The following is a 19,884-nucleotide window of genomic DNA, read 5'->3' on the forward strand; positions in this document are numbered from 1 at the left end:
GCGCATGAGTTCATTTGTGCATTTGCATGTTCATAGCGAGTACAGCCTGCTGGACGGCGCGGCTCGTACCGCGGAGTTGGTCAAACAGGCATCAGCTTACGGAATGAAGGCGCTGGCCCTTACAGATCACGGGGTCATGTACGGTGCCATTCCTTTTTATAGAGCGTGTGTAGAGAACGGCATTAAGCCGATTATTGGGTGTGAGGCCTATATGACGGCAGGATCGCGCAAGGAGCGTGGCAGCCGCAAGGATCAGCCCATATATCATTTAATTTTGCTCGCCAAAAATAAAACAGGCTATCAAAATCTGATGAAGCTGTGCTCCATCGGCCATTTGGAGGGCTTTCACTATAAGCCGCGTATCGACATGGAGGCTTTGGCTGCCCATCACGAAGGCATCATATGCCTGAGCGCTTGTTTGGGCGGTGAAGTGCCGCAGCATTTACTGCATGGTCGGGAAGCCGAGGCACGACGAGCAGCGGAACGATATCGTAACATTTTTGGCGATGATTTTTATCTGGAACTCCAGGATCATGGTCTTTCGGAGCAAAAACGTGTAAATCCTCTCTTGATCGCACTGGCGAAGGAACTGGATATTCCACTGGTCGCGACGAATGACGTGCATTACTTGACTGAGCCAGATGCGGACGTGCAGGATGTTCTGATCTGTATCGGGACAGGAAAGACAGTTGACGATGAGGAGCGTTTGCGTATACCAACACGTCAGTTGTATCTGAAAAGTCAGGAGGATATGGCTCGTTTATTCCCGCATGTGGCAGAAGCCATCGCCAACACGGTGCGTATTGCTGAAAAATGCGAACTGGAGCTGGAATTCGGTCAATCCATTTTACCTGAATATCGCCCGCTGCCGGAAGGAATGACCTCTTCGTCCTATTTACGCAATCTGTGCGTGCAAGGGCTGGAGCGTCGCTATGGAAGCGATTCCGGATGGGAGCAGCCGGAGGAACGGGAAAGGCTGAACCAACGGCTAAACTATGAGTTGAATACCATTGACAGTATGGGTTTCAGCGATTATTTCCTGATTGTATGGGATTTTATTGCCTTCGCACATAAGCATAAGATTGCAACGGGACCAGGGCGTGGTTCCTCAGCAGGCAGTTTGGTTGCCTATGTGCTTAACATCACGAATGTCGATCCGATGAAATACAACCTTCTCTTTGAACGATTTCTGAATCCTGAACGAATTAGTATGCCGGATATAGATATTGACTTTAGTGATGAGCGGCGTGACGAGGTTATCGACTATGTAGTACAGAAGTACGGAAATGAGCATGTAGCGCAAATTATTACCTTTGGAACGCTGGCGGCAAGAGCCGCTGTCCGTGACGTCGGTCGTGTATTGAACGTGCCATATGGCGAGGTGGACAAGGCAGCCAAGCTGATTCCGGCGCAGCTAGGCATTAATATCCGTCATGCGCTGGAAATTACCCCGGAGCTGAAAACGCTATATGAAACGAAGCCCAAGACACGTGAACTGTTGGATATGGCGATCAAGGTTGAAGGAATGCCTCGTCATGCTTCGACACATGCAGCGGGTGTTGTCATTTCGCGGACTCCATTGACCGATGCGGTTCCGCTTCAAGAGGGGAGCGAAGGAGTACCTTTGACGCAGTACTCGATGGAAAATCTAGAGCGCATTGGTTTGCTTAAAATGGATTTCCTTGGGCTGCGTACGCTCTCCATTATTGAACGGTGCATACACTGGATTGCGGAAGAGCATGGAGAAACGCCTGATTTTAGCCGTATTCCCGATAACGATCCGCATACCTATGACTTGTTGGGCAAAGGAGATACAGGAGGCGTATTCCAGCTGGAGTCGGCCGGTGTACGCCGGGTACTCAAGGATTTGAAGCCGAGTGTATTTGAGGATATCATTTCTGTCCTGGCTTTGTATCGTCCGGGCCCGATGGGTTTTATTCCTAACTTTATACAGGCCAAGCATGGTCAGATTGAGATTTCTTATCCGCATCCTGACTTGGAACCGATCTTAAAGGATACGTACGGTATTATTGTGTATCAGGAGCAAATCATGCAGATTGCTTCGCGCATGGCGGGCTTTTCCCTGGGAGAAGCCGATCTGTTGCGCCGGGCTGTGTCCAAGAAAAAGCGCGAAGTACTGGATCTGGAGCGCGGACATTTTGTTGAAGGCAGTATGAAGCAGGGATACACGGAGGAGGAGGCCGGCAGGGTTTACGATATGATTGTTCGTTTTGCTGACTACGGCTTCCCGCGTGCTCATGCAGCTGCTTATGGTGTGCTAGCATTTCAGACGGCTTATCTAAAGGCACATTATCCAGTACAATTCATGGCTTCAATGCTGACGGCGGTGATGGGAAGTCATCGGAAAGTGGCTGAATATGTCGTCGAATGCCGTCGTATGGATATCGCAGTGTTGCCACCTGATGTGAATGAAAGCGGGGTGCTGTTTACTCCATTACAGCAAGGAGGCATCCGCTTCGGCCTAGCTGCAATTAAAAATGTTGGCACACAGGCGATGGAGAGCATTCTCGCTGTTCGCAAGGAACGGCCTTTCGACAGCCTGCTCGATTTTTGTCGACGTGTCGATTTGCGGGTATGTAATAAGAGAGTAATTGAATCGCTTATTCAGGCAGGGGCCTTTGATTCGTTGACGGGTCATCGGGCACAGTTGCTTGCCATGCTGGATGAAACAGTGGATGCAGCCGTCAAGTGGCGCAAGGAACGGGATGACTTGCAAATTGATATGTTTGGTTTTGTGGAAATGCCCAATTGGGATATCGAATATCCCAATGTACCCAAATTCACTGCCAGCCAGCAGTTAGAACTGGAACGTGAACTGCTGGGACTGTATTTATCCGGGCATCCGTTGGATGATTTTGAGTCGCTGTTGGAAAGCAGCGAGGCGGATCGTCTGATGGAGCTGGGCGATGTCCCAGATGAAACGGTTGTTGTGACCGCAGGCATGGTAGTGTCACTCAAAACGATTACGACCAAGCAGGGTAAGGCTATGGCCTTCATTGAGCTGGAGGATCAGATTGAGCGCTGTGAGGTTGTGCTGTTTCCTGAGGTATGGAAGCGAAGCCAGCAGTGGATTGAAAAGGGAGCTTTGCTTACGCTTCGAGCCAAGATGCAGCAGCAGGATGAGCACTTCAAGCTCCTTGCGGATGAGGTCGCCCCGCTAGCGGAAGACTCGCTGGCACGGCTCCTCCAGCGCCGACGTGCCAGTACGCGCTCGTCCGCAGCAGCTGGAGCATCCGTACTAGCTGCTGGTTCTGCCGCTGGCGGCCCAGGCGGGAGCGCGTCGCGTGTGTCGTCCCCGCCTTCGGCAGCCACTGCATCTGCTTCGCCTCAAACGAAGGTGGCTCCCCCCGTGGCGGCGGCTTCACCGCGCGGAGTCGAAGCGGCTCGCGGTGAGCAGGTGCCGGTCCCGCGCAGCGCGGAGCCGACCACTTTTCAGCGGGTGTTTGTCAAAATCACCCGCCAGGCTGAGGAAGACGCCAGCTTGTTGGTCAGTCTCAAGGCGCTGCTACAGGAGCATCCCGGTGCTATGCCTACCGTACTTTTTTATGAGAGCAACCAGCGTCTGCTGGCGTTGAGCGATGCTTACAGTATTAAGCCCTCTCCTCAGCTTTTTGATCAAATGGAGTCGATGTTGGGTGAAGGCACGGTGAAAGTCAAATAATAGGTACACAGTAACCCGCCCTTATTGTAACGGTTTAATGAACATTTTCCTTCCCTCCCGCATACACTTGGAAAACTGGCGGAACAGGGGTTCAACACGCACCCTGCACCATAAGGTCCCGCACGGTGAAAGAATAGAACTGCACGGTGAAAGCGGGAGGGAAATTATGTCCTATGAATATGCAGAAACTTTGCTAAATCGCAGAGGCATTCGTATCGAGTCCATTGCGGACATTGTTTTTCAGCTTCAGCTAAAATATTATCCTCATTTGACGATGGAAGAATGTATAGACAGTGTCAAAGCGGTTTTGCAAAAGCGCGAGGTTCAATATACCTTGCTCACAGGCATTGCGCTCGATGAATTGGCTGAAAAAAAACTTCTCCCTCAGCCGCTGCAAGCCATTATGGAGGCAGACGAACCGCTGTACGGAGTGGACGAGACACTAGCTCTTGGAATTACGAGTGTGTACGGCATGATTGGCTTAACCAGTTTTGGTTATCTGGATAAGGAAAAGACGGGGATTATCGAACAGCTGAACCAAAAAGGCAGTGGTATTCATGTGTTTTTAGACGATCTTGTCGCCGGACTGGCTGCCGCTGCTTCTTCGCGAATTGCACATCGGAGTCTCCATGCCAAGCATTATCCTGCATCATTGGATGCTTAGTTGACCTGTGTAAACAGAGTTGATGATTTTCTAGGCCCTCCGACGGAACTTAAATGATCAGGAGGGCTTTTGTTGCGGGAAAAAAGTAAGGTATGTTATCATGAGTCTATTATATGGGCTCAAAACTTGAGGCTTAGGGGGTAGAAACAAGGCATGTGGACGGTGATTTATATTGCACCGACGGCCAGACTGGCTGACATGATTAAGCTCAAACTGTCTGAAGAAGGTTTTATGGTGCAGGCCCGGGCCATCAGCGCATCCAAGCAACAGTTTGAGATACTTGTGCCTTCGGGTGAAGTCGAAGAAATTCAGGAAGTGCTTAATTCGATTTTGCGCCCTTGAGTCCGGAACGGCGGAAGTGATACAGCAGCATGAGTGGAACAAAGGATGCACGATCGGCGGTAATGTTTTAGGAACAGGCGTTGACGTGTGTATGAACATAATGCTTAGAGGTGCCGCATAGACGGCAGAGGACCTTGTATCGGTTACGGCTGACAAATAAACGGCTGGAGAGGTGTAGTTGTGTTTAAAGATTTATTCCAAAAGAAGCGTAAATACGCGACCATCCCTTCGGAACGGGCGCTGAGCGGCGATCAAGCGGACATGCCGGATCGTCCCAAACGGGAAATTCCCGAAGGTCTTATGACCAAATGTGGCAAGTGCGGAAGTATTCAATACAGCAAAGAACTAGAGAAAAATTTGAAAGTGTGTCCGGTGTGCGGATACCATATGCGTTTGAATGCAATGGATCGTATTCGCATGGTGCTCGACGAAGACACGTTTACGGAATATGATGCCGATATGATTTCGGTTGACCCGCTGGACTTTCCGGGATATGCGAGCAAGCTGGAGCAACAGACCCTGAAATCTGGCTTGCGAGAGGCTGTCGTTACGGGCGACGGCCTTATTTATGGACATCCTGTTGTCGTTGCTGTGATGAGCTTTGACTTCTTTACTGGTAGTATGGGTTCGGTCGTAGGAGAGAAAATTACGCGCGCCATTGAGCAAGCAATAGACAAGCGTCTGCCGCTAATAATTTTCTCAACTTCCGGCGGGGCACGTATGCAGGAAAGTATTTTAAGCCTCATGCAGATGGCAAAAACAAGTGCGGCTCTTGCTCGTCTGGATGAGCAGGGCTTGCTGTATATTTCTGTTATCACCGACCCGACTACAGGTGGAGTATCCGCTAGCTTTGCTACGCTTGGAGATATTAATATCGCAGAGCCAGGAGCTGTATTCGGTTTTGCAGGGCGTATTGTAATTGAACAGACAATCAGACAGAAGCTGCCGGATGATTTTCAAACTTCCGAATTTAATTTGCAGCACGGACAATTGGATATGGTTGTACATCGCAAGGAACTGCGTGATACCCTTGGGCAACTGCTTGATCTACACAGTGTGAAAGGGGAGGAATAGATGGCTGGCGAATTGCCTTATGAAAAGCCCCTGGTCGAGATGCGACAGAAGATCGAAGAACTCAAGCAATTCGGACAGGATAAGCAAATTGATTTTACAGATGAAATCAACCGTCTCGAGGAACGTTATCTCGAGATGGAAGAAGAAATATATTCGAACATTACAGCACCACAAAAAATGCATTTGGCTCGTCATCATCAAAGACCAACATCTCTTGATCTGATAGAGCAGGTGTTTACGGATTTTATTGAATTACACGGCGACCGCTTGTTTGGAGATGATTTGGCGGTTGTAGGCGGGATTGCCAAGCTGAATGGTATTCCGGTGACCGTCATTGGCCAGCAGCGTGGTAAGGATACGAAAGATAACATTGCACGTTTTTTTGGTAGTGCCCATCCGGAAGGATTCCGTAAAGGCTTGCGTCTGATGCAGCAGGCTGAGAAATTTAAACGCCCTATTATTACATTCATTGATACGAAGGGCGCTTATCCGGGTAATACAGCAGAGGAGAGAGGTCAATCGGAAGCGATTGCCCGCAACTTGCGGGAGATGGCAAAGCTTTCGGTGCCTGTTATTTGTGTGGTCATCGGCGAGGGTGGAAGCGGCGGTGCGCTTGCGTTTGCAGTCGGTAACCGTGTGCTGATGCTGGAACATGCCATTTATTCGGCCATTTCTCCAAACGGTGCAGCCTCGATTCTATGGAAAGATGCTTCCAAGGCCGATCAGGCAGCTGAAGCCATGAAGATTACGGCTAATGACCTCCTGCGCATGGAAATTATCGAGGATATTGTGCCGGAGCCGAAAGGGGGCGCGCATCGTAACTATGAAGTGACCGCTGCCGCAATCAAGGAGCTATTGGAACGTCACTTGGCGGAACTTACCAATATGAGCTGCGATGAATTGAGGGAAGATCGGTATCAGAAATTCCGAAAAATAGGTCAATACACCTTCTTGAAGTCTTCGGAAACTGAACCTATGTTGTAATACGCTGTAAACGGGTAACAATAAATATGACGAACTTCCTATACAAATAGGAAAAAGTGTAGTAGATTTAATTGTTGGAAAAAGATATAAAGAGTAGCACCTTTGAAAACGGAGGAAAAACCCAAATGCGCAAAACTAAGATTGTATGTACCATCGGTCCTTCCAGTGAGTCATTGGAAAATGTGAAGAAACTGATTTTGGCTGGTATGAACGTAGCCCGCCTGAATTTCTCTCACGGTGATTTCGAGGAGCATGGCAACCGGATTAAAAACATCCGTCAAGCTTGTAAGGAGCTTAACAAAAATGTTGCTATTTTGCTCGATACGAAGGGGCCGGAAATCCGGACAGGAAAGCTCGAAGTTGAACCTATTGAGCTTGTTCAGGACGAGTTCATTACGCTGACAACGGAAGAAATTCTCGGTACGCAAGATCGTATTTCTATTACGTACAAAGATCTTCCCTCGGACGTGGAGCCCGGCTCCACCATTCTGATCGACGATGGTCTGATCGGACTCACCGTTATTGAAGTATCAGGCACTGAAATCAAATGCCGCATTGTCAATGGCGGAACGATCAAAAGCAAGAAGGGCGTTAACGTTCCAGGCGTTGCAATTTCTTTGCCTGGTATTACGGAGAAAGATGCTAATGATATCATTTTCGGCATTGAGCAGGACATTGATTTCATCGCGGCTTCTTTTGTTCGTAAAGCAAGTGATGTACTGGAAATTCGTGAATTGCTGGCGAAACACAACGCAAGTCATATTCAAATCATTTCCAAAATCGAAAATCAGCAAGGTGTGGACAACCTGGACGAAATTTTGGAAGCTTCGGATGGCCTGATGGTTGCCCGTGGTGACCTTGGTGTGGAAATTCCTGCTGAAGAAGTGCCTCTGGCGCAAAAATTGATGATTAACAAATGTAATGTAGCTGGCAAGCCTGTTATTACGGCAACACAAATGCTGGATTCCATGCAACGTAACCCGCGTCCGACTCGTGCGGAAGCAAGTGACGTGGCGAATGCTATTTTTGACGGAACAGACGCAATTATGCTGTCCGGCGAAACAGCTGCGGGTAAATATCCAGTAGAATCCGTATTGACAATGTCACGTATTGCAGAAAAAGCTGAGTCCTCTCTGAACTACCGTGATTTGTTCAAAAAACAAAGAACGGCTCAAGAAATTAGTATCACAGAAGCAATCAGCCAATCCGTTTCTATTTCTGCACTTGACCTGCATGCTAAAGCGATTCTGACGTCCACACAAAGCGGAACAACGGCGCGTATGATTTCTAAATACCGTCCAGAAGCTCCGATTGTTGCTGTGACAACACAGGAAAGAACAGTTCGCCGTTTGGCTCTGATCTGGGGCGTACATGCAGTACAAGGTAGACCAATCGTTGACACAACAGACAGTCTGTTTGACAACGCGCTGGAAGGTGGTCGCAAATCTGGCCTCGTTAAAGAGGGCGATTTGGTTGTGATTACTGCGGGCGTACCTCTTGGTGATTCCGGTTCTACGAACCTGATCAAAATTAGCTGCGTTCCAGCACAAGCGTAATTAAAGCCTCCGTGAAATAATACCGAGGCTGTATGTATCGTTACAACAAGCAAAAGAGCATTCAAGTCAATAAGACTTGGATGCTCTTTTTTATGTTCTCTAGCTTTTTATTTCTAGTCCTTCTCGTCGTATGAAATCAAGGAATGCCTGTTGCATTAAGTTCATGTGTGTATCTTGTTGATACACGATGTTTATTTGATAATCAGCCTCGGGATAAGGAAGCCACTCCACCGAGGAAGCAGCATTTTCATGATTATCGACTCCGCTTGCAGGAAAGAAGGCAAGCGCCTCTCCGCCGCTTACGACTTGCTTTACCGCTTCCCAAGAGTTGATTTCCAGATGGGGCTTAACTAGCGAGGAGTACAGATCTACAACGGATGAACCGCTATATTTTACCCATGTGTGCTTGTCCAGCATATCGGTTCCATCGAACTCCTCTAATTTGACTTCAGGTGCACGTACAGAACGGATAACTCCTACTTGATCAGAAGCCACTGGCTCTGCCACCGTATACTCTGGAAGAAAATCTCTATCGTCGAGAAAAGCAAAATCAATTTCCCCCTGTTTCAGTAGCTGCTTAATTGCATCCGGGGATTGAATCTCCAACTGAATACGACAATCTGGATACCGCTCAGCAAACTTAGCCATCAAAGTGGGGAGGAGATACGTACCTGATATCGACTCTGCACTCAGATGTAATTGACCCTGTGACTCTTCTGTCAGTTCATCTACAGCTTGTCTAGCTTCTTGCTCCAGAGAGATGATCTGCTTTGCGTAAGGTAATAATTTTTTTCCAGCTTCTGTTAGCATAATCCTGCCTTGTTGAAGAGAGAATAGGGAAGTACCCATTTCCTTTTCCAAGCTTTTCATATGAAAGCTGACGGTAGGTTGTTTGACTTGCAAAGCTTCGGCCACATCCGTCGCCTTATGGAATTTGTCGATCAGCATCAAGATACGCAATTTTAGAATATTCATGGAATCCAACAGCTCTCCTTATATGTCATTCATATATGAATTTCAAACTATAGATTAATTATATACCGTAAAATAATTTATCTATCAATATTTTATATTTGTTTTACAAAACCACGTCGTTCGTCTAACATTCCAGGCCTACAATGTAAAAGTGTTGATGGTCATAAATAAAAAACCGTCACTTAACTAAGGGGAGGACAATAAAAAATGTTGAAAAAATGGCCGTTCATTCTGATGACTCTCACCATGGTATTTGCACTTGCAGCTTGTGGATCAGGTAACAATGCTGCACCACAAGGAGAAGCTGCTACAGGAACAGACAATAAAGCAGCTGCTGAACTGACAGGAAACATTCTGGCTGTGGGCTCCACTGCACTTCAACCATTGGTAGAGCAAGCGGGACAAAAATTTATGGCTGTCGATAAATATAAAGGCATTGCAGTTCAAGTACAGGGCGGCGGTAGCGGTACTGGCTTGACTCAGGTTTCCGGCGGACAAGCGGACATCGGTAACTCCGACGTGTTTGCAAAAGAAAAACTGGAGAGCGGTGCAGATGAGCTGGTCGATCACCAAGTAGCTGTTGTAGCCATGTCAGCGGTAGCGAATCCTAAAGTAGGCGTTACAGACCTGAAAAAAGATCAATTGGTACAAATCTTTACAGGTAAAATCACGAACTGGAAAGAAGTTGGCGGTGCGGATCAAAAAATCGTTATTGTAAACCGTCCAAGCAGCTCCGGTACTCGTGCAACATTTGAAAAATACGCATTGGGACAAAAAACAGAAGATCTGCCGGGCTCCATTCAAGAAGATTCCTCCGGTACTGTGAAAAAGCTGATTGCTGAAACACCGGGTGCGATTGGTTATCTGGCTCTGTCCTACATCGACAACACAGTAACTGCTTTGAAATACGATGGCGTTGAAGCTAACGTTGAAAATGTAGAACAAGGTAAATATCCAGTATGGGCTTACGAGCATATGTACACTAAAGGTGAGCCAAAAGAGCATGTGAAAGCATTCCTGGACTACATTCTGTCAGATGAAATCCAAAAAACGGATGTCGTAGACTTGGGATACATTCCAGTATCAGGTATGCAAGTGAAACGTGATGCTGACGGTAATATCACGAAATAAGGAGAGTCACACCTCCTGTTCGATGAACGCAGCTAACGCGAGTATATTCACGAAGAAGAGGCGGACTAGCGTCCGGCCTCTATTCTTCGGTTAAAGGAGTTACAGTATGGGACCAATTGAAGGGAAGGCATACATGGAACAGAATAAACGATCCCGAGTTATGAAAGAAAGACATTACTGGGAAGAATGGACCGGCCGCATATATACGTCGGTTTGTGTCGTTTTTTTAGTTGCGGTTATTGTCTCCATCGTATATTTTGTTGCCTCCAAAGGTGTAGCTACATTTGCGGTGAATGGAGTCAGTCTGCGAGAGTTTTTCTTTGGAACCAAATGGAGTCCGGATGGCGAGCCTAAGTCCTTCGGCGCACTTCCGTTTATTACGGGTTCTTTTGCAGTAACCATACTGGCGGCTTTAATTGCCAGTCCGCTCAGCTTATGTGCGGCTTTATTTATGACGGAAATTGTACCGAAATCGGGTAAACGTATCCTTCAACCCGCGATTGAATTATTATCCGGTATTCCGTCTGTTGTATATGGCTTTGTCGGCCTGACCGTAATCGTCCCGCTGCTGCGGAACGTGTTTGGAGGACAAGGCATCGGCATTCTGGCAGGCTGCCTAGTGTTGTCAGTCATGATTTTGCCGACGATTACGAGTATTATGGCGGATGCGTTGTCTTCCTTGCCGGGGGGGCTGCGTGAATCCTCTTATGCTTTGGGTGCTACCCGCTGGCAGACAATTGCCCGTGTTATTATTCCGACGTTGCTGCCTGCTCTTTTAACAGGAATTATTCTCGGTATGGCCCGTGCCTTCGGAGAAGCGTTGGCTGTACAGATGGTAATCGGGAATGCTCCGCACATACCGCATTCCTTGCTGGAATCCGCTTCGACCTTGACCAGCGTCATTACACTTAGCATGGGGAATACAGCGATGGGCTCCGTTCATAATAATGCTCTCTGGAGCATGGCGCTTGTTCTTCTGCTCATGACATTCATTTTCGTGCTGCTGGTAAGGCTGCTTGAAAGGAGAAACCGGGTTTGATGAAAGCTAAAACGACCGATAAGATCGCTACATTTGTAATCTGTTTCTTCGCTTTGTTCATTGTTGCACTTTTGGTGGGATTACTGGGCTTCATTTTGGCCCGCGGAGTCAGTCATATTTCTTTTGACTTTTTAACCAGTGCTCCCCAAACATTACGTGCAGGCGGTGGTATTGGCCCACAACTATTTAATTCCGTATTTTTGTTAATCTTAACTTTGATTATCACCATTCCGATTGGCTGGGGCGCAGGTATTTACATGGCGCAATATGCAAAGCCGGGGAAAATTACGGACTTTATACGACTTGTCGTCGAAGTATTGTCCTCCTTCCCATCGATCGTCATCGGATTGTTTGGACTACTACTTATCGTAAATACGTTTGATTTTGGCTTTTCCCTCTTATCAGGAGCCTTAGCTTTGGCCGTATTTAACCTGCCGCTGATGGTTCGCACAACTGAGCAGGCTTTCAGAGCTGTGCCGAAGGAGCAAAAAGAAGCTGGACTTGCGCTTGGATTGTCCAAGTGGAAAATCATTACCTCCATTTTGTTGCCAGCTGCGCTGCCAAGCTTGATTACGGGTACCATTTTGGCCGCAGGCCGTATTTTCGGGGAAGCCGCCGCATTGCTGTTTACAGCAGGGATGAGTACACCGCCGCTTGATTTTACTGATTGGAATCCATTGCATGCTAGATCGCCTATTAACCCGATGCGACCTGCTGAGACATTGGCTGTTCATATTTGGAAGGTCAATAGTGAGGGGATTGCTCCTGACTCCAAAGATATTGCTGCAGGCGCTTCTGCCGTACTGGTGCTGCTTGTGCTTGCATTCAACTTGAGTGCAAGATGGTTCGGAAGAGTTGTATACCGCCGTCTGACAGCTGCCAAACGAATGGATTAGAAAGGGGATGGAGAACAATGGAACATGTGATTACGCGAACGGCAAAAACCGCCGCACCAGCAACATCCGTTCAGTCTACGCGTTCGGAACAGCTTGTGGGGCAACCGCCGCATCCGTTCAGTACTGAGGATTTGAGTATTTATTATGGCAGCTTTGAGGCTGTGAAAAAAGTGAATCTAGCCTTTCCCGAGCAGACAGTGACTGCCCTGATCGGGCCTTCCGGCTGCGGTAAATCGACCTTTTTGCGCTCCCTTAATCGGATGAATGATGAGATTGCATCTTCCTCTACAACGGGGCACATCTGGATGGATGGACAGGATTTGACGGCACCGGAAACGGACGTGATCAAGCTGCGTCAGCAAATTGGCATGGTGTGGCAGCGTCCCAACCCTTTTTACAAATCCATTTACAATAATATCGCCTTCGGTCCCAAATACCGTGGGGTGCGCAAGAAGAAACAGCTTGATGAAATCGTCGAAAGCAGCCTGCGTAAAGCAGCATTATGGGATGAGGTCAAGGATCGCCTTCACGACTCCGCTCTAGCGCTGTCTGGCGGGCAACAGCAGCGGCTTTGCATTGCACGTGCACTATCCGTTCAACCGAAAATTCTGTTACTTGACGAGCCAGCCTCAGCGCTGGATCCTGTGTCTACAGGCAAGGTAGAAGAGCTTATTACCGAATTGAAAAAAGAATTGCGCATCGTTATTGTGACGCACAATATGCAGCAGGCTGCACGAATTTCCGATTATACTGCTTATTTTTATATCGGAAGTCTGGTTGAACATGGGAAAACGAACGATATTTTCACGAATCCTGAAAATGAGCTGACTCAGGAGTACATCATGGGTCGATTTGGTTAAGCGATGTTGCTCATCGACCTACTTTATATTAGCTTTATGTAAAATCCTCTTACTAATCCGGCATTAGTAAGAGGATTTTTATTGTTTTCAAAGTTTTTTAACTTTTTTAATCTATTAGTAAATTAAAATATATTGATCGTTTGGATATATTTTCATATAATACAACTAACTATTTATCATGCATAAATAGTGGTTCAGTTCCTCTCACTATCCAAAAGAATCCTCAGCAAGAATGTATAGGTTAAACTGAACGCAATGACCCAACTTAAAATAAGGGAGAGGTTCAAATGAAGAAGAAGATGTGTCCAATTGTAAAGATGATAGCGCTTTCAAGTTTGGCGATTGCAGTAACGTCAGGGCTCCTAAGTCCCTCATGGGCTGCGGCACAGGAGATTGTGCCGGCTACATATGATTCAGTACGTGAATCGGCTACTGCTTCTTATGAGCTTACCACAGATTCAGCTGTGGGACGGGACGTTTATGGTGACGATGTAAATTCAGGTGTGTTGGATCGTGAGCAATTATTTGGGCTGTCGGCTGTGGCGAAGCCAACCGCTGTTGTCAATACAGACAGCATCCTAAACAAGATGCGCGATTTCAGTAAGTTTTCTACGGGGAATACATCCAAGGATACTACACTTGCCTTAAATATTGTATCCTGGCAATTGCCACATGGTGGATTCTTCAAAGCTATGGAAAAGAATTATAAATCTAAATGGGATGGCAAAGCTGCACGCTCCACATGGAAGAGCAAGGATGGTGTTGAACTCGGAACGTTCGATAACGAGGCGACGACAACCGAGATTCGCTTTTTGGCGGATGTATACAAAAAAACCAAAAATAAAGATATTAAGAACAGTGTACAAAAAGCAATTGACTTCGTACTAACCTCTCAATATTCCTCCGGTGGCTGGCCTCAGGTATACCCTAAACGTGGTAATTATTCCGATGCTGTAACTTATAATGATGATGCGATGGTTAGAGTTATGGTTTTGGCTGACGATATTGTGAACAAGAAGCAGCCGTTTGATAGCGATATTCTGGATAACGCTTATCGCTCCAGACTTCAGCAAGCGCTAAACAAAGGTATCCAGTACACAATTAAATCTCAAATTGTAAATAATGGTACACCAACAATCTGGGGTGCACAGCACGATCCGGCTACTTATGCATCTGTTGAAGCCCGGGCATTTGAGTTACCTTCCAAAACAACTACGGAATCAGTAGGCATTACTGCTTTTCTCATGTCCCAGCCGCAAACCGCTGAAGTGAAAAAAGCGGCTCAAAGTGCTTTGAAATGGTTTGACGCGAACCGAATCGACGGTATGAAATACAATCGTCAAGGTCCGGAGTTTTTCCAAAAGGACGCATCGAGTGTAATGTGGTATCGGTTCTATAATGTGGAAGACAATAAATACTTCTTTTCAGACCGGGATGGCAAAAAGTATACCGACATCATGAAAATTAGTGAGGAAAGACGACTCGGTTACGCCTGGGCGGGAAGCCAAGCTAAGAGCTTGCTTAAGCTGGCTTCGGATAGCGGATATTATAAACTGTCCAAGCCGTTGCCACAATAATAAAGGCATTATTATATAGGATTGGCGAGGGAGGACCGGTCGGTCTGCCCTCTTTTTGTTCCCGGGCTGTAAATATGGTTTAATGGAGAGAGGGCAAAATAGAGATAAAGATGCACAAAGATAGGAGAGCTTGTATGACTCAAGAGGAGAAACAAACGGAATTACGCTGGTATGGCGCACCGCTACGTGTCCGTTATCAGGAAAGCGACCAGATGGGGGTCGTATATCATGCCAATTATTTGAACTGGTTTGAGATCGGGCGCACCGAAATGATCCGACAGGCGGGTTTTAACTATCGGATCATGGAGGAACGTGGAGTTTTGCTGCCAGTTATTGAAATCAATGCGAAATATGCGAGTCCTGCTCGATATGATGATTTAATTACCGTTTATACCGCAATTACCGACTTCTCCAGACTGCGTCTAAACTATATCTATGAGGTTCGGCGGGTAACGGATGATGAGCATCAAAGGTATCTGGGAAAGGTATGGACCCAGGCAGACACGCTGCCGGGAGAGCTGCTCGTTACAGGGATGACACGTCACGTATGGGTGAACACCGAATGGAAGCCCGTTCGACTGGACCAGGCGCTACCTGAGCTGTACACTGCATTAAGGTTTGCTTTTACAGGCGGGGAGGGACAGAAGTCATGATGATGCGTAAACGTCTGTGGCTGTTGCTGCTGCTCATTCCTTTGGCGGAGCTGTACGGGTTTATATGGGTAAGTCACTGGATTGGAGCAGGCAAAACGATTTTACTCATTATTCTGACGACGCTAATCGGGGCTGCCATGATGCAATTTGAAGGTCGTAAGGTGATTGCCGATGCGAAAAATGAAATGAATCGGGGACAAATGCCCGGCCGTAAAATGCTGGATGGATTATGTGTCTTTTTTGGTGGGAGTTTGCTGCTTATCCCCGGATTTTTAACAGATATTATTGGTTTTACGTTGGTGTTCCCTTTAACACGAGCGTTGTACCGACGTTTTTTATTAAAGTGGCTGGAGAAAAAAATGAAAAACGGCAGTATTACGTTTCGGCGGTTTTGACGTGAGCTGCCGTTTTTCCTATCCATGATCTAGCGGACTCTTCCTGCGAGAATATAATTGCGCAAGTCCTGAATGACATTCGCACGATTCAGTGCATCAACGACAATGAGTGATACAGGTCCGATAATGAGTCCTAAAACGCCAAATAGCTTGAGCCCGATGAACATACCGATAAGGGTGGGAAGCGGGTTTAAGCCCACGCTGCTGGCCAGCACCTTAGGCTCCACGATCTGTCGTCCAATCAACAGGATGATATAAAGGATCGACAATCCTACCCCTAGCGCCAAATTACCAGACATATACTCATACAGTATCCACGGAATCATCACAATGCCAACCCCCAAATAAGGTAGCAAGTCCACCAGCCCGATCATTAAACCGATGGTAAAGGCGGATTCCACACGCAATATGAACAGCCCAACAATGACCGTTAATGCCGTAATGGAGATGATAATAAACTGTGCACGCAAATAGCCGTACAGTGCTTTACGTAGATCGTGCCATATATCCGACAATGGCTTGCGAATCGTATCAGGAACCGTGTTTGCGAGCATCCGACTATGTCGGTCCCAATCCTTACTAATAAAAAAAGCTGCTAATACAATAACCATTAGAACTGCTCCCATATTAGGCAGAGAGGTCAGCAAGTTCAAAACCCCATTAAAAAATTGAGCGACTAGCGTAGTGACAGCCGAACTGACGGTTTGAGTTGTTTTATCAATATTACTGTTAATGGTATGTTGGTAATCCGGATTATCCCGGATAAAATGGTTAATTTCAATAATTACATTTTGAATCAAATCGCTTTGTGTCCAATCGATAAACAGGCTTTTAAAACGCTCAATATGCCCGTCAAAAGTCATGGCCAACTTTATAACTTCTCGGACTATGCGGGTGATTGCTGCAGACAGGATAATTGCAATTCCACCTAAATATACAAATAATGAGACCGTGACAGCCGTCCAACGTGGCATACGGGCTTTGTTACGCAGAAAACCAACCAATGGATTCATGGCATAAGCCACAAGCCAGGCGAATAGGAAAGGATAGACGAGAGGGAAAAGCACATATATGCCCAATAACAGAGCTACAATCACGATTGCCACCCATAGAGCACGAAATATGCGATTCAGGATTAACCGGCTCAAGCTCTCACGACTCCTTTCTTTTACGATAGTATTTCATAAAATAAATGCTCTACTATACATATGCGGGAAAGGGGGGAGACAAGACCTGTGTAAAAAAGTGCAAATGAATCAATATTTTTTGTAAGGGGTTTCAAAAATTTATTTATGGAAGCGATAAAACATTTGAATGTGTTGGAATAGCCCTCAATGTTCACATAAACGACAAAATCCAGTATAGTGAAAGAAGGTTTAAATATTGACATATGGCGTTAACATTACTCGGCTATTTAAAAGGCATATCTTACTTTTGAAAATGTTTACATTGCAAGTCCGTTCACAATGTTTTTACAAAGGAGAGATGTAACGATGACAGCGACTAAAGGTCTGGAAGGGATCGTAGCGACCACTTCCTCCATAAGCTCTATCGTAGATGGCGTTCTCACGTACCGGGGTTATAACATTGATGATTTGGCTGTTAACGCCGATTTTGAAGAGGTAGCTTATTTGTTGTGGTTTGGGAAATTACCTGATAAAGAGCAATTGCAGGAGCTTCGCAACCAGTTAAGCGAATACGCTGCTATTCCGGATGAAATTGTTACTCAATTAAAGTTATATCCGAAAGATTTGAGCACGATGGCTGCCTTGAGATCAGCCGTATCGTCTCTCGCTTTGTATGACCCAGAGGCGGATGATATGTCGAGAGAGTCTAATGTGACCAAAACCGTCAAGCTTCAGGCGCAATTGCCTACCATTGTGGCAGCTATAGCACGTATACGCGAGGGCTTGGAGCCGATTGCGCCTAAAAAAGGTATTTCTATCGCTGAAAACTTTTTGTATCAGCTGACTGGCAAGGATCCAGAGGAGACGGCTATTAAAGCGTTCAATCAGGCTCTCGTGCTGCACGCCGATCATGAATTAAATGCCTCTACCTTTGCTGCGCGTGTAACGGTAGCCACATTGTCGGATATTTATTCCGGAATCACGTCTGCTATTGGAGCTTTAAAAGGACCACTGCATGGCGGGGCCAATGAGGCTGTGGCCAAAACGCTGGAGGAGATTGGTGGTTTGGATCAGTTGGACTCCTATATCCAGGCGAAACTGGATAATCGCGAAAAAATTATGGGCTTTGGACACCGAGTCTATAAAAACGGTGATCCGCGTGCCAAGCACTTGCACAAAATGTCCCGCGAGCTGGGGGAAATGAACGGCGACACAACGTTGTTTGATATGTCAGTTCGAATTGAGGAAATTGTAACAGGACAAAAAGGCTTGAAGCCCAATGTGGATTTTTATTCTGCCTCTGTTTATACCCAACTGGGTATCAAGAGAGACCTGTTTACACCTATTTTTGCTATGAGTCGTGTATCCGGTTGGACAGCGCACATTTTAGAGCAGTATGAAAATAATCGCCTGATTCGTCCTCGCGCCGAATATACAGGTCCAATGGATCAAAAATACGTATCACCAGAGTTGCGCTAACCCCTTGTCGAAGGAAGATTGAGGTTGTATACCCTGAATTTAAAAAATAAGGTACAATAGAGGGGACGACGAGAGATGTACGTTTTTGTCTGTGATAAAGATCATGTCTTTCGTCCTGTACCCATTCATATCTGAGGAGGAAAAGGAACTTATGGCGAAATTTGAAAAGTTTGAGCTCCCAACTGAAGGCGAAAAAATTACGATTGATAACGGTCAACTACAGGTTCCGAACCATCCGGTAATTCCGTTTATCGAAGGTGACGGCACGGGTCGCGATATCTGGAAAGCCTCCAAGCGCGTACTGGACGCAGCTGTAGAAAAAGCATATAACGGCAGCAAAAAGATTGCCTGGTATGAAGTATTCGCTGGTGAGAAAGCTTTCAATACATACGGCGAATGGCTCCCTAACGATACTTTGGAAGCCATCCGTGAGTATATTGTAGCCATTAAAGGTCCGCTTACGACACCTATTGGCGGTGGTATCCGTTCGTTGAATGTGGCATTGCGTCAGGAACTGGATTTATACGTATGTCTGCGTCCTGTTCGTTATTTTAACGGTGTTCCTTCTCCAGTGAAACGTCCTGAATTGGTAGATATGGTTATTTTCCGTGAGAACACAGAAGATATTTACGCGGGGATCGAGTATGCTGAAGGGTCCGAAGACGTGAAAAAGGTTATTCAGTTCCTCCAGCAAGAGCTGGGTGTGAACAAAATCCGTTTCCCTGAAACCTCTGGTATTGGCATTAAGCCAGTTTCTTCCGAGGGTTCAAAGCGTCTGGTACGGGCAGCCATTCAGTATGCAGTTGACCACGGACGCAAGAGTGTAACGCTTGTACACAAAGGTAACATTATGAAATTTACCGAGGGTGCCTTCAAAAACTGGGGTTATGAAGTGGCTGAGGAAGAATTTGCAGATAAAGTATTTACTTGGGCCCAATATGACGTAATCAAGGAAAAAGACGGTGAGGATGCGGCTAATGCAGCTCAAAAAGCAGCTGAAGATGCAGGCAAAATCATTATCAAGGATGCGATTGCTGATATCGCACTTCAGCAAGTACTGACTCGTCCTTCTGAATTTGATGTGATTGCTACGCTCAACCTGAACGGGGACTATCTGTCCGATGCTCTTGCTGCCCAAGTTGGTGGAATTGGTATTGCGCCAGGTGCGAACATTAACTATGTAACAGGGCATGCTATCTTTGAAGCTACACATGGTACAGCACCAAAATACGCCGACAAAGATGTAGTGAACCCTGGTTCCGTCATTCTGTCGGGCGTAATGTTGCTTGAACACTTGGGTTGGAAAGAAGCGGCTGACCTGATTTACAAAGGGCTGGAGACGTCCATTAATAAGAAGATTGTAACTTATGACTTTGCTCGTCTGATGGATGGCGCTACACAAGTGAAATGCTCCGAGTTCGCAGATACCATTATTAGTAACCTGTAAGGA

17 protein-coding genes are annotated in these 19,884 nt (G+C 46.5%); 15 read left to right on the forward strand and 2 right to left on the reverse strand.

Annotated features, from left to right (window positions below; all coding sequences use genetic code 11):
- Positions 1-4: 4 nt before the first annotated feature.
- From ACYCS5_RS23065 to pyk, 6 genes are all read left to right on the forward strand, one after another.
- Positions 5-3,682, forward strand: a complete 3,678-nt coding sequence (locus ACYCS5_RS23065) for a DNA polymerase III subunit alpha (protein ID WP_459760180.1) — start codon at positions 5-7, stop codon at positions 3,680-3,682.
- A gap of 166 nt (positions 3,683-3,848) precedes the next feature.
- Positions 3,849-4,346 carry a phosphatidylglycerophosphatase A family protein gene (locus ACYCS5_RS23070; RefSeq protein WP_023987905.1) on the forward strand — a complete coding sequence of 166 codons (498 nt, stop codon included), beginning with the start codon at positions 3,849-3,851 and terminating at the stop codon, positions 4,344-4,346.
- 153 nt (positions 4,347-4,499) lie between these two features.
- Positions 4,500-4,688 carry a hypothetical protein gene (locus tag ACYCS5_RS23075; RefSeq protein WP_013309585.1) on the forward strand — a complete coding sequence of 63 codons (189 nt, stop codon included), beginning with the start codon at positions 4,500-4,502 and terminating at the stop codon, positions 4,686-4,688.
- 180 nt (positions 4,689-4,868) lie between these two features.
- On the forward strand, positions 4,869-5,762 hold the full coding sequence (gene accD / locus ACYCS5_RS23080; protein WP_029516612.1) for an acetyl-CoA carboxylase, carboxyltransferase subunit beta: 894 nt from the start codon (positions 4,869-4,871) through the stop codon (positions 5,760-5,762).
- The gene (locus ACYCS5_RS23085; RefSeq protein ID WP_039269886.1) at positions 5,763-6,746 is read left to right on the forward strand and encodes an acetyl-CoA carboxylase carboxyltransferase subunit alpha; all 984 of its coding nucleotides are present in this window, start codon (positions 5,763-5,765) and stop codon (positions 6,744-6,746) included.
- A gap of 125 nt (positions 6,747-6,871) precedes the next feature.
- Entirely contained in the window at positions 6,872-8,302 is a 1,431-nt protein-coding gene (pyk, locus tag ACYCS5_RS23090; protein WP_029516614.1) for a pyruvate kinase, read from the forward strand.
- A 99-nt stretch (positions 8,303-8,401) separates the two neighbouring features.
- Here the strand turns inward: pyk and ACYCS5_RS23095 are convergent, their stop codons facing one another.
- Positions 8,402-9,277 (reverse strand): LysR family transcriptional regulator, encoded by an 876-nt coding sequence (locus ACYCS5_RS23095; protein WP_459760181.1) that lies wholly within the window; start codon positions 9,275-9,277, stop codon positions 8,402-8,404.
- 207 nt (positions 9,278-9,484) lie between these two features.
- On the opposite strand from ACYCS5_RS23095, the gene ACYCS5_RS23100 reads away from it, so the two are divergent.
- From ACYCS5_RS23100 to ACYCS5_RS23130, 7 genes are all read left to right on the forward strand, one after another.
- On the forward strand, positions 9,485-10,408 hold the full coding sequence (locus ACYCS5_RS23100; protein ID WP_029516616.1) for a phosphate ABC transporter substrate-binding protein: 924 nt from the start codon (positions 9,485-9,487) through the stop codon (positions 10,406-10,408).
- Between the two features lie 106 nt (positions 10,409-10,514).
- The gene (gene pstC / locus ACYCS5_RS23105; RefSeq protein WP_029516617.1) at positions 10,515-11,447 is read left to right on the forward strand and encodes a phosphate ABC transporter permease subunit PstC; all 933 of its coding nucleotides are present in this window, start codon (positions 10,515-10,517) and stop codon (positions 11,445-11,447) included.
- Positions 11,447-12,343, forward strand: coding sequence for a phosphate ABC transporter permease PstA (gene pstA, locus ACYCS5_RS23110; protein WP_023987910.1), 897 nt, complete (start codon positions 11,447-11,449; stop codon positions 12,341-12,343). The genes pstC and pstA overlap by 1 nt, the downstream gene beginning before the upstream one ends.
- Before the next feature lie 17 nt (positions 12,344-12,360).
- Positions 12,361-13,203 (forward strand): phosphate ABC transporter ATP-binding protein PstB, encoded by an 843-nt coding sequence (gene pstB, locus ACYCS5_RS23115; RefSeq protein ID WP_039269891.1) that lies wholly within the window; start codon positions 12,361-12,363, stop codon positions 13,201-13,203.
- A gap of 287 nt (positions 13,204-13,490) precedes the next feature.
- On the forward strand, positions 13,491-14,780 hold the full coding sequence (pelA, locus tag ACYCS5_RS23120; protein WP_340884929.1) for a pectate lyase: 1,290 nt from the start codon (positions 13,491-13,493) through the stop codon (positions 14,778-14,780).
- A 134-nt stretch (positions 14,781-14,914) separates the two neighbouring features.
- On the forward strand, positions 14,915-15,433 hold the full coding sequence (locus ACYCS5_RS23125) for an acyl-CoA thioesterase (RefSeq protein ID WP_039269895.1): 519 nt from the start codon (positions 14,915-14,917) through the stop codon (positions 15,431-15,433).
- Positions 15,430-15,828, forward strand: a complete 399-nt coding sequence (locus ACYCS5_RS23130; protein ID WP_013309596.1) for an FxsA family protein — start codon at positions 15,430-15,432, stop codon at positions 15,826-15,828. The genes ACYCS5_RS23125 and ACYCS5_RS23130 overlap by 4 nt, the downstream gene beginning before the upstream one ends.
- A 29-nt stretch (positions 15,829-15,857) precedes the next feature.
- Here ACYCS5_RS23130 and ytvI read toward each other — a convergent pair whose 3' ends face one another.
- Positions 15,858-16,976 (reverse strand): sporulation integral membrane protein YtvI, encoded by a 1,119-nt coding sequence (ytvI, locus tag ACYCS5_RS23135; protein WP_340884931.1) that lies wholly within the window; start codon positions 16,974-16,976, stop codon positions 15,858-15,860.
- Between the two features lie 345 nt (positions 16,977-17,321).
- Between ytvI and citZ the strand changes: the two genes are divergently transcribed.
- Together citZ and icd are read left to right on the forward strand one after the other, a co-directional pair.
- The gene (gene citZ, locus ACYCS5_RS23140; protein WP_029516623.1) at positions 17,322-18,434 is read left to right on the forward strand and encodes a citrate synthase; all 1,113 of its coding nucleotides are present in this window, start codon (positions 17,322-17,324) and stop codon (positions 18,432-18,434) included.
- Positions 18,435-18,585: 151 nt separating this feature from the next.
- Positions 18,586-19,881, forward strand: coding sequence for an NADP-dependent isocitrate dehydrogenase (gene icd / locus ACYCS5_RS23145; RefSeq protein ID WP_029516624.1), 1,296 nt, complete (start codon positions 18,586-18,588; stop codon positions 19,879-19,881).
- The last annotated feature ends 3 nt before the right edge of the window (positions 19,882-19,884 follow it).

It is taken from the genome of Paenibacillus sp. SEL3 (genome assembly GCF_054602585.1).

Coding starts and splice junctions, on each gene's coding strand:
- ACYCS5_RS23075 (WP_013309585.1), top strand. CDS start 4,500: ATGTGGACGGTGATTTATATTGCACCGACGGCCAGACTGGCTGACATG.
- pstB (WP_039269891.1), top strand. CDS start 12,361: ATGGAACATGTGATTACGCGAACGGCAAAAACCGCCGCACCAGCAACA.
- ACYCS5_RS23100 (WP_029516616.1), top strand. CDS start 9,485: ATGTTGAAAAAATGGCCGTTCATTCTGATGACTCTCACCATGGTATTT.
- ACYCS5_RS23070 (WP_023987905.1), top strand. CDS start 3,849: ATGTCCTATGAATATGCAGAAACTTTGCTAAATCGCAGAGGCATTCGT.
- pelA (WP_340884929.1), top strand. CDS start 13,491: ATGAAGAAGAAGATGTGTCCAATTGTAAAGATGATAGCGCTTTCAAGT.
- ACYCS5_RS23095 (WP_459760181.1), bottom strand. CDS start 9,277: ATGAATATTCTAAAATTGCGTATCTTGATGCTGATCGACAAATTCCAT.
- pyk (WP_029516614.1), top strand. CDS start 6,872: ATGCGCAAAACTAAGATTGTATGTACCATCGGTCCTTCCAGTGAGTCA.
- pstC (WP_029516617.1), top strand. CDS start 10,515: ATGGGACCAATTGAAGGGAAGGCATACATGGAACAGAATAAACGATCC.
- ACYCS5_RS23125 (WP_039269895.1), top strand. CDS start 14,915: ATGACTCAAGAGGAGAAACAAACGGAATTACGCTGGTATGGCGCACCG.
- ACYCS5_RS23130 (WP_013309596.1), top strand. CDS start 15,430: ATGATGATGCGTAAACGTCTGTGGCTGTTGCTGCTGCTCATTCCTTTG.
- ACYCS5_RS23085 (WP_039269886.1), top strand. CDS start 5,763: ATGGCTGGCGAATTGCCTTATGAAAAGCCCCTGGTCGAGATGCGACAG.
- ACYCS5_RS23065 (WP_459760180.1), top strand. CDS start 5: ATGAGTTCATTTGTGCATTTGCATGTTCATAGCGAGTACAGCCTGCTG.
- icd (WP_029516624.1), top strand. CDS start 18,586: ATGGCGAAATTTGAAAAGTTTGAGCTCCCAACTGAAGGCGAAAAAATT.
- pstA (WP_023987910.1), top strand. CDS start 11,447: ATGAAAGCTAAAACGACCGATAAGATCGCTACATTTGTAATCTGTTTC.
- citZ (WP_029516623.1), top strand. CDS start 17,322: ATGACAGCGACTAAAGGTCTGGAAGGGATCGTAGCGACCACTTCCTCC.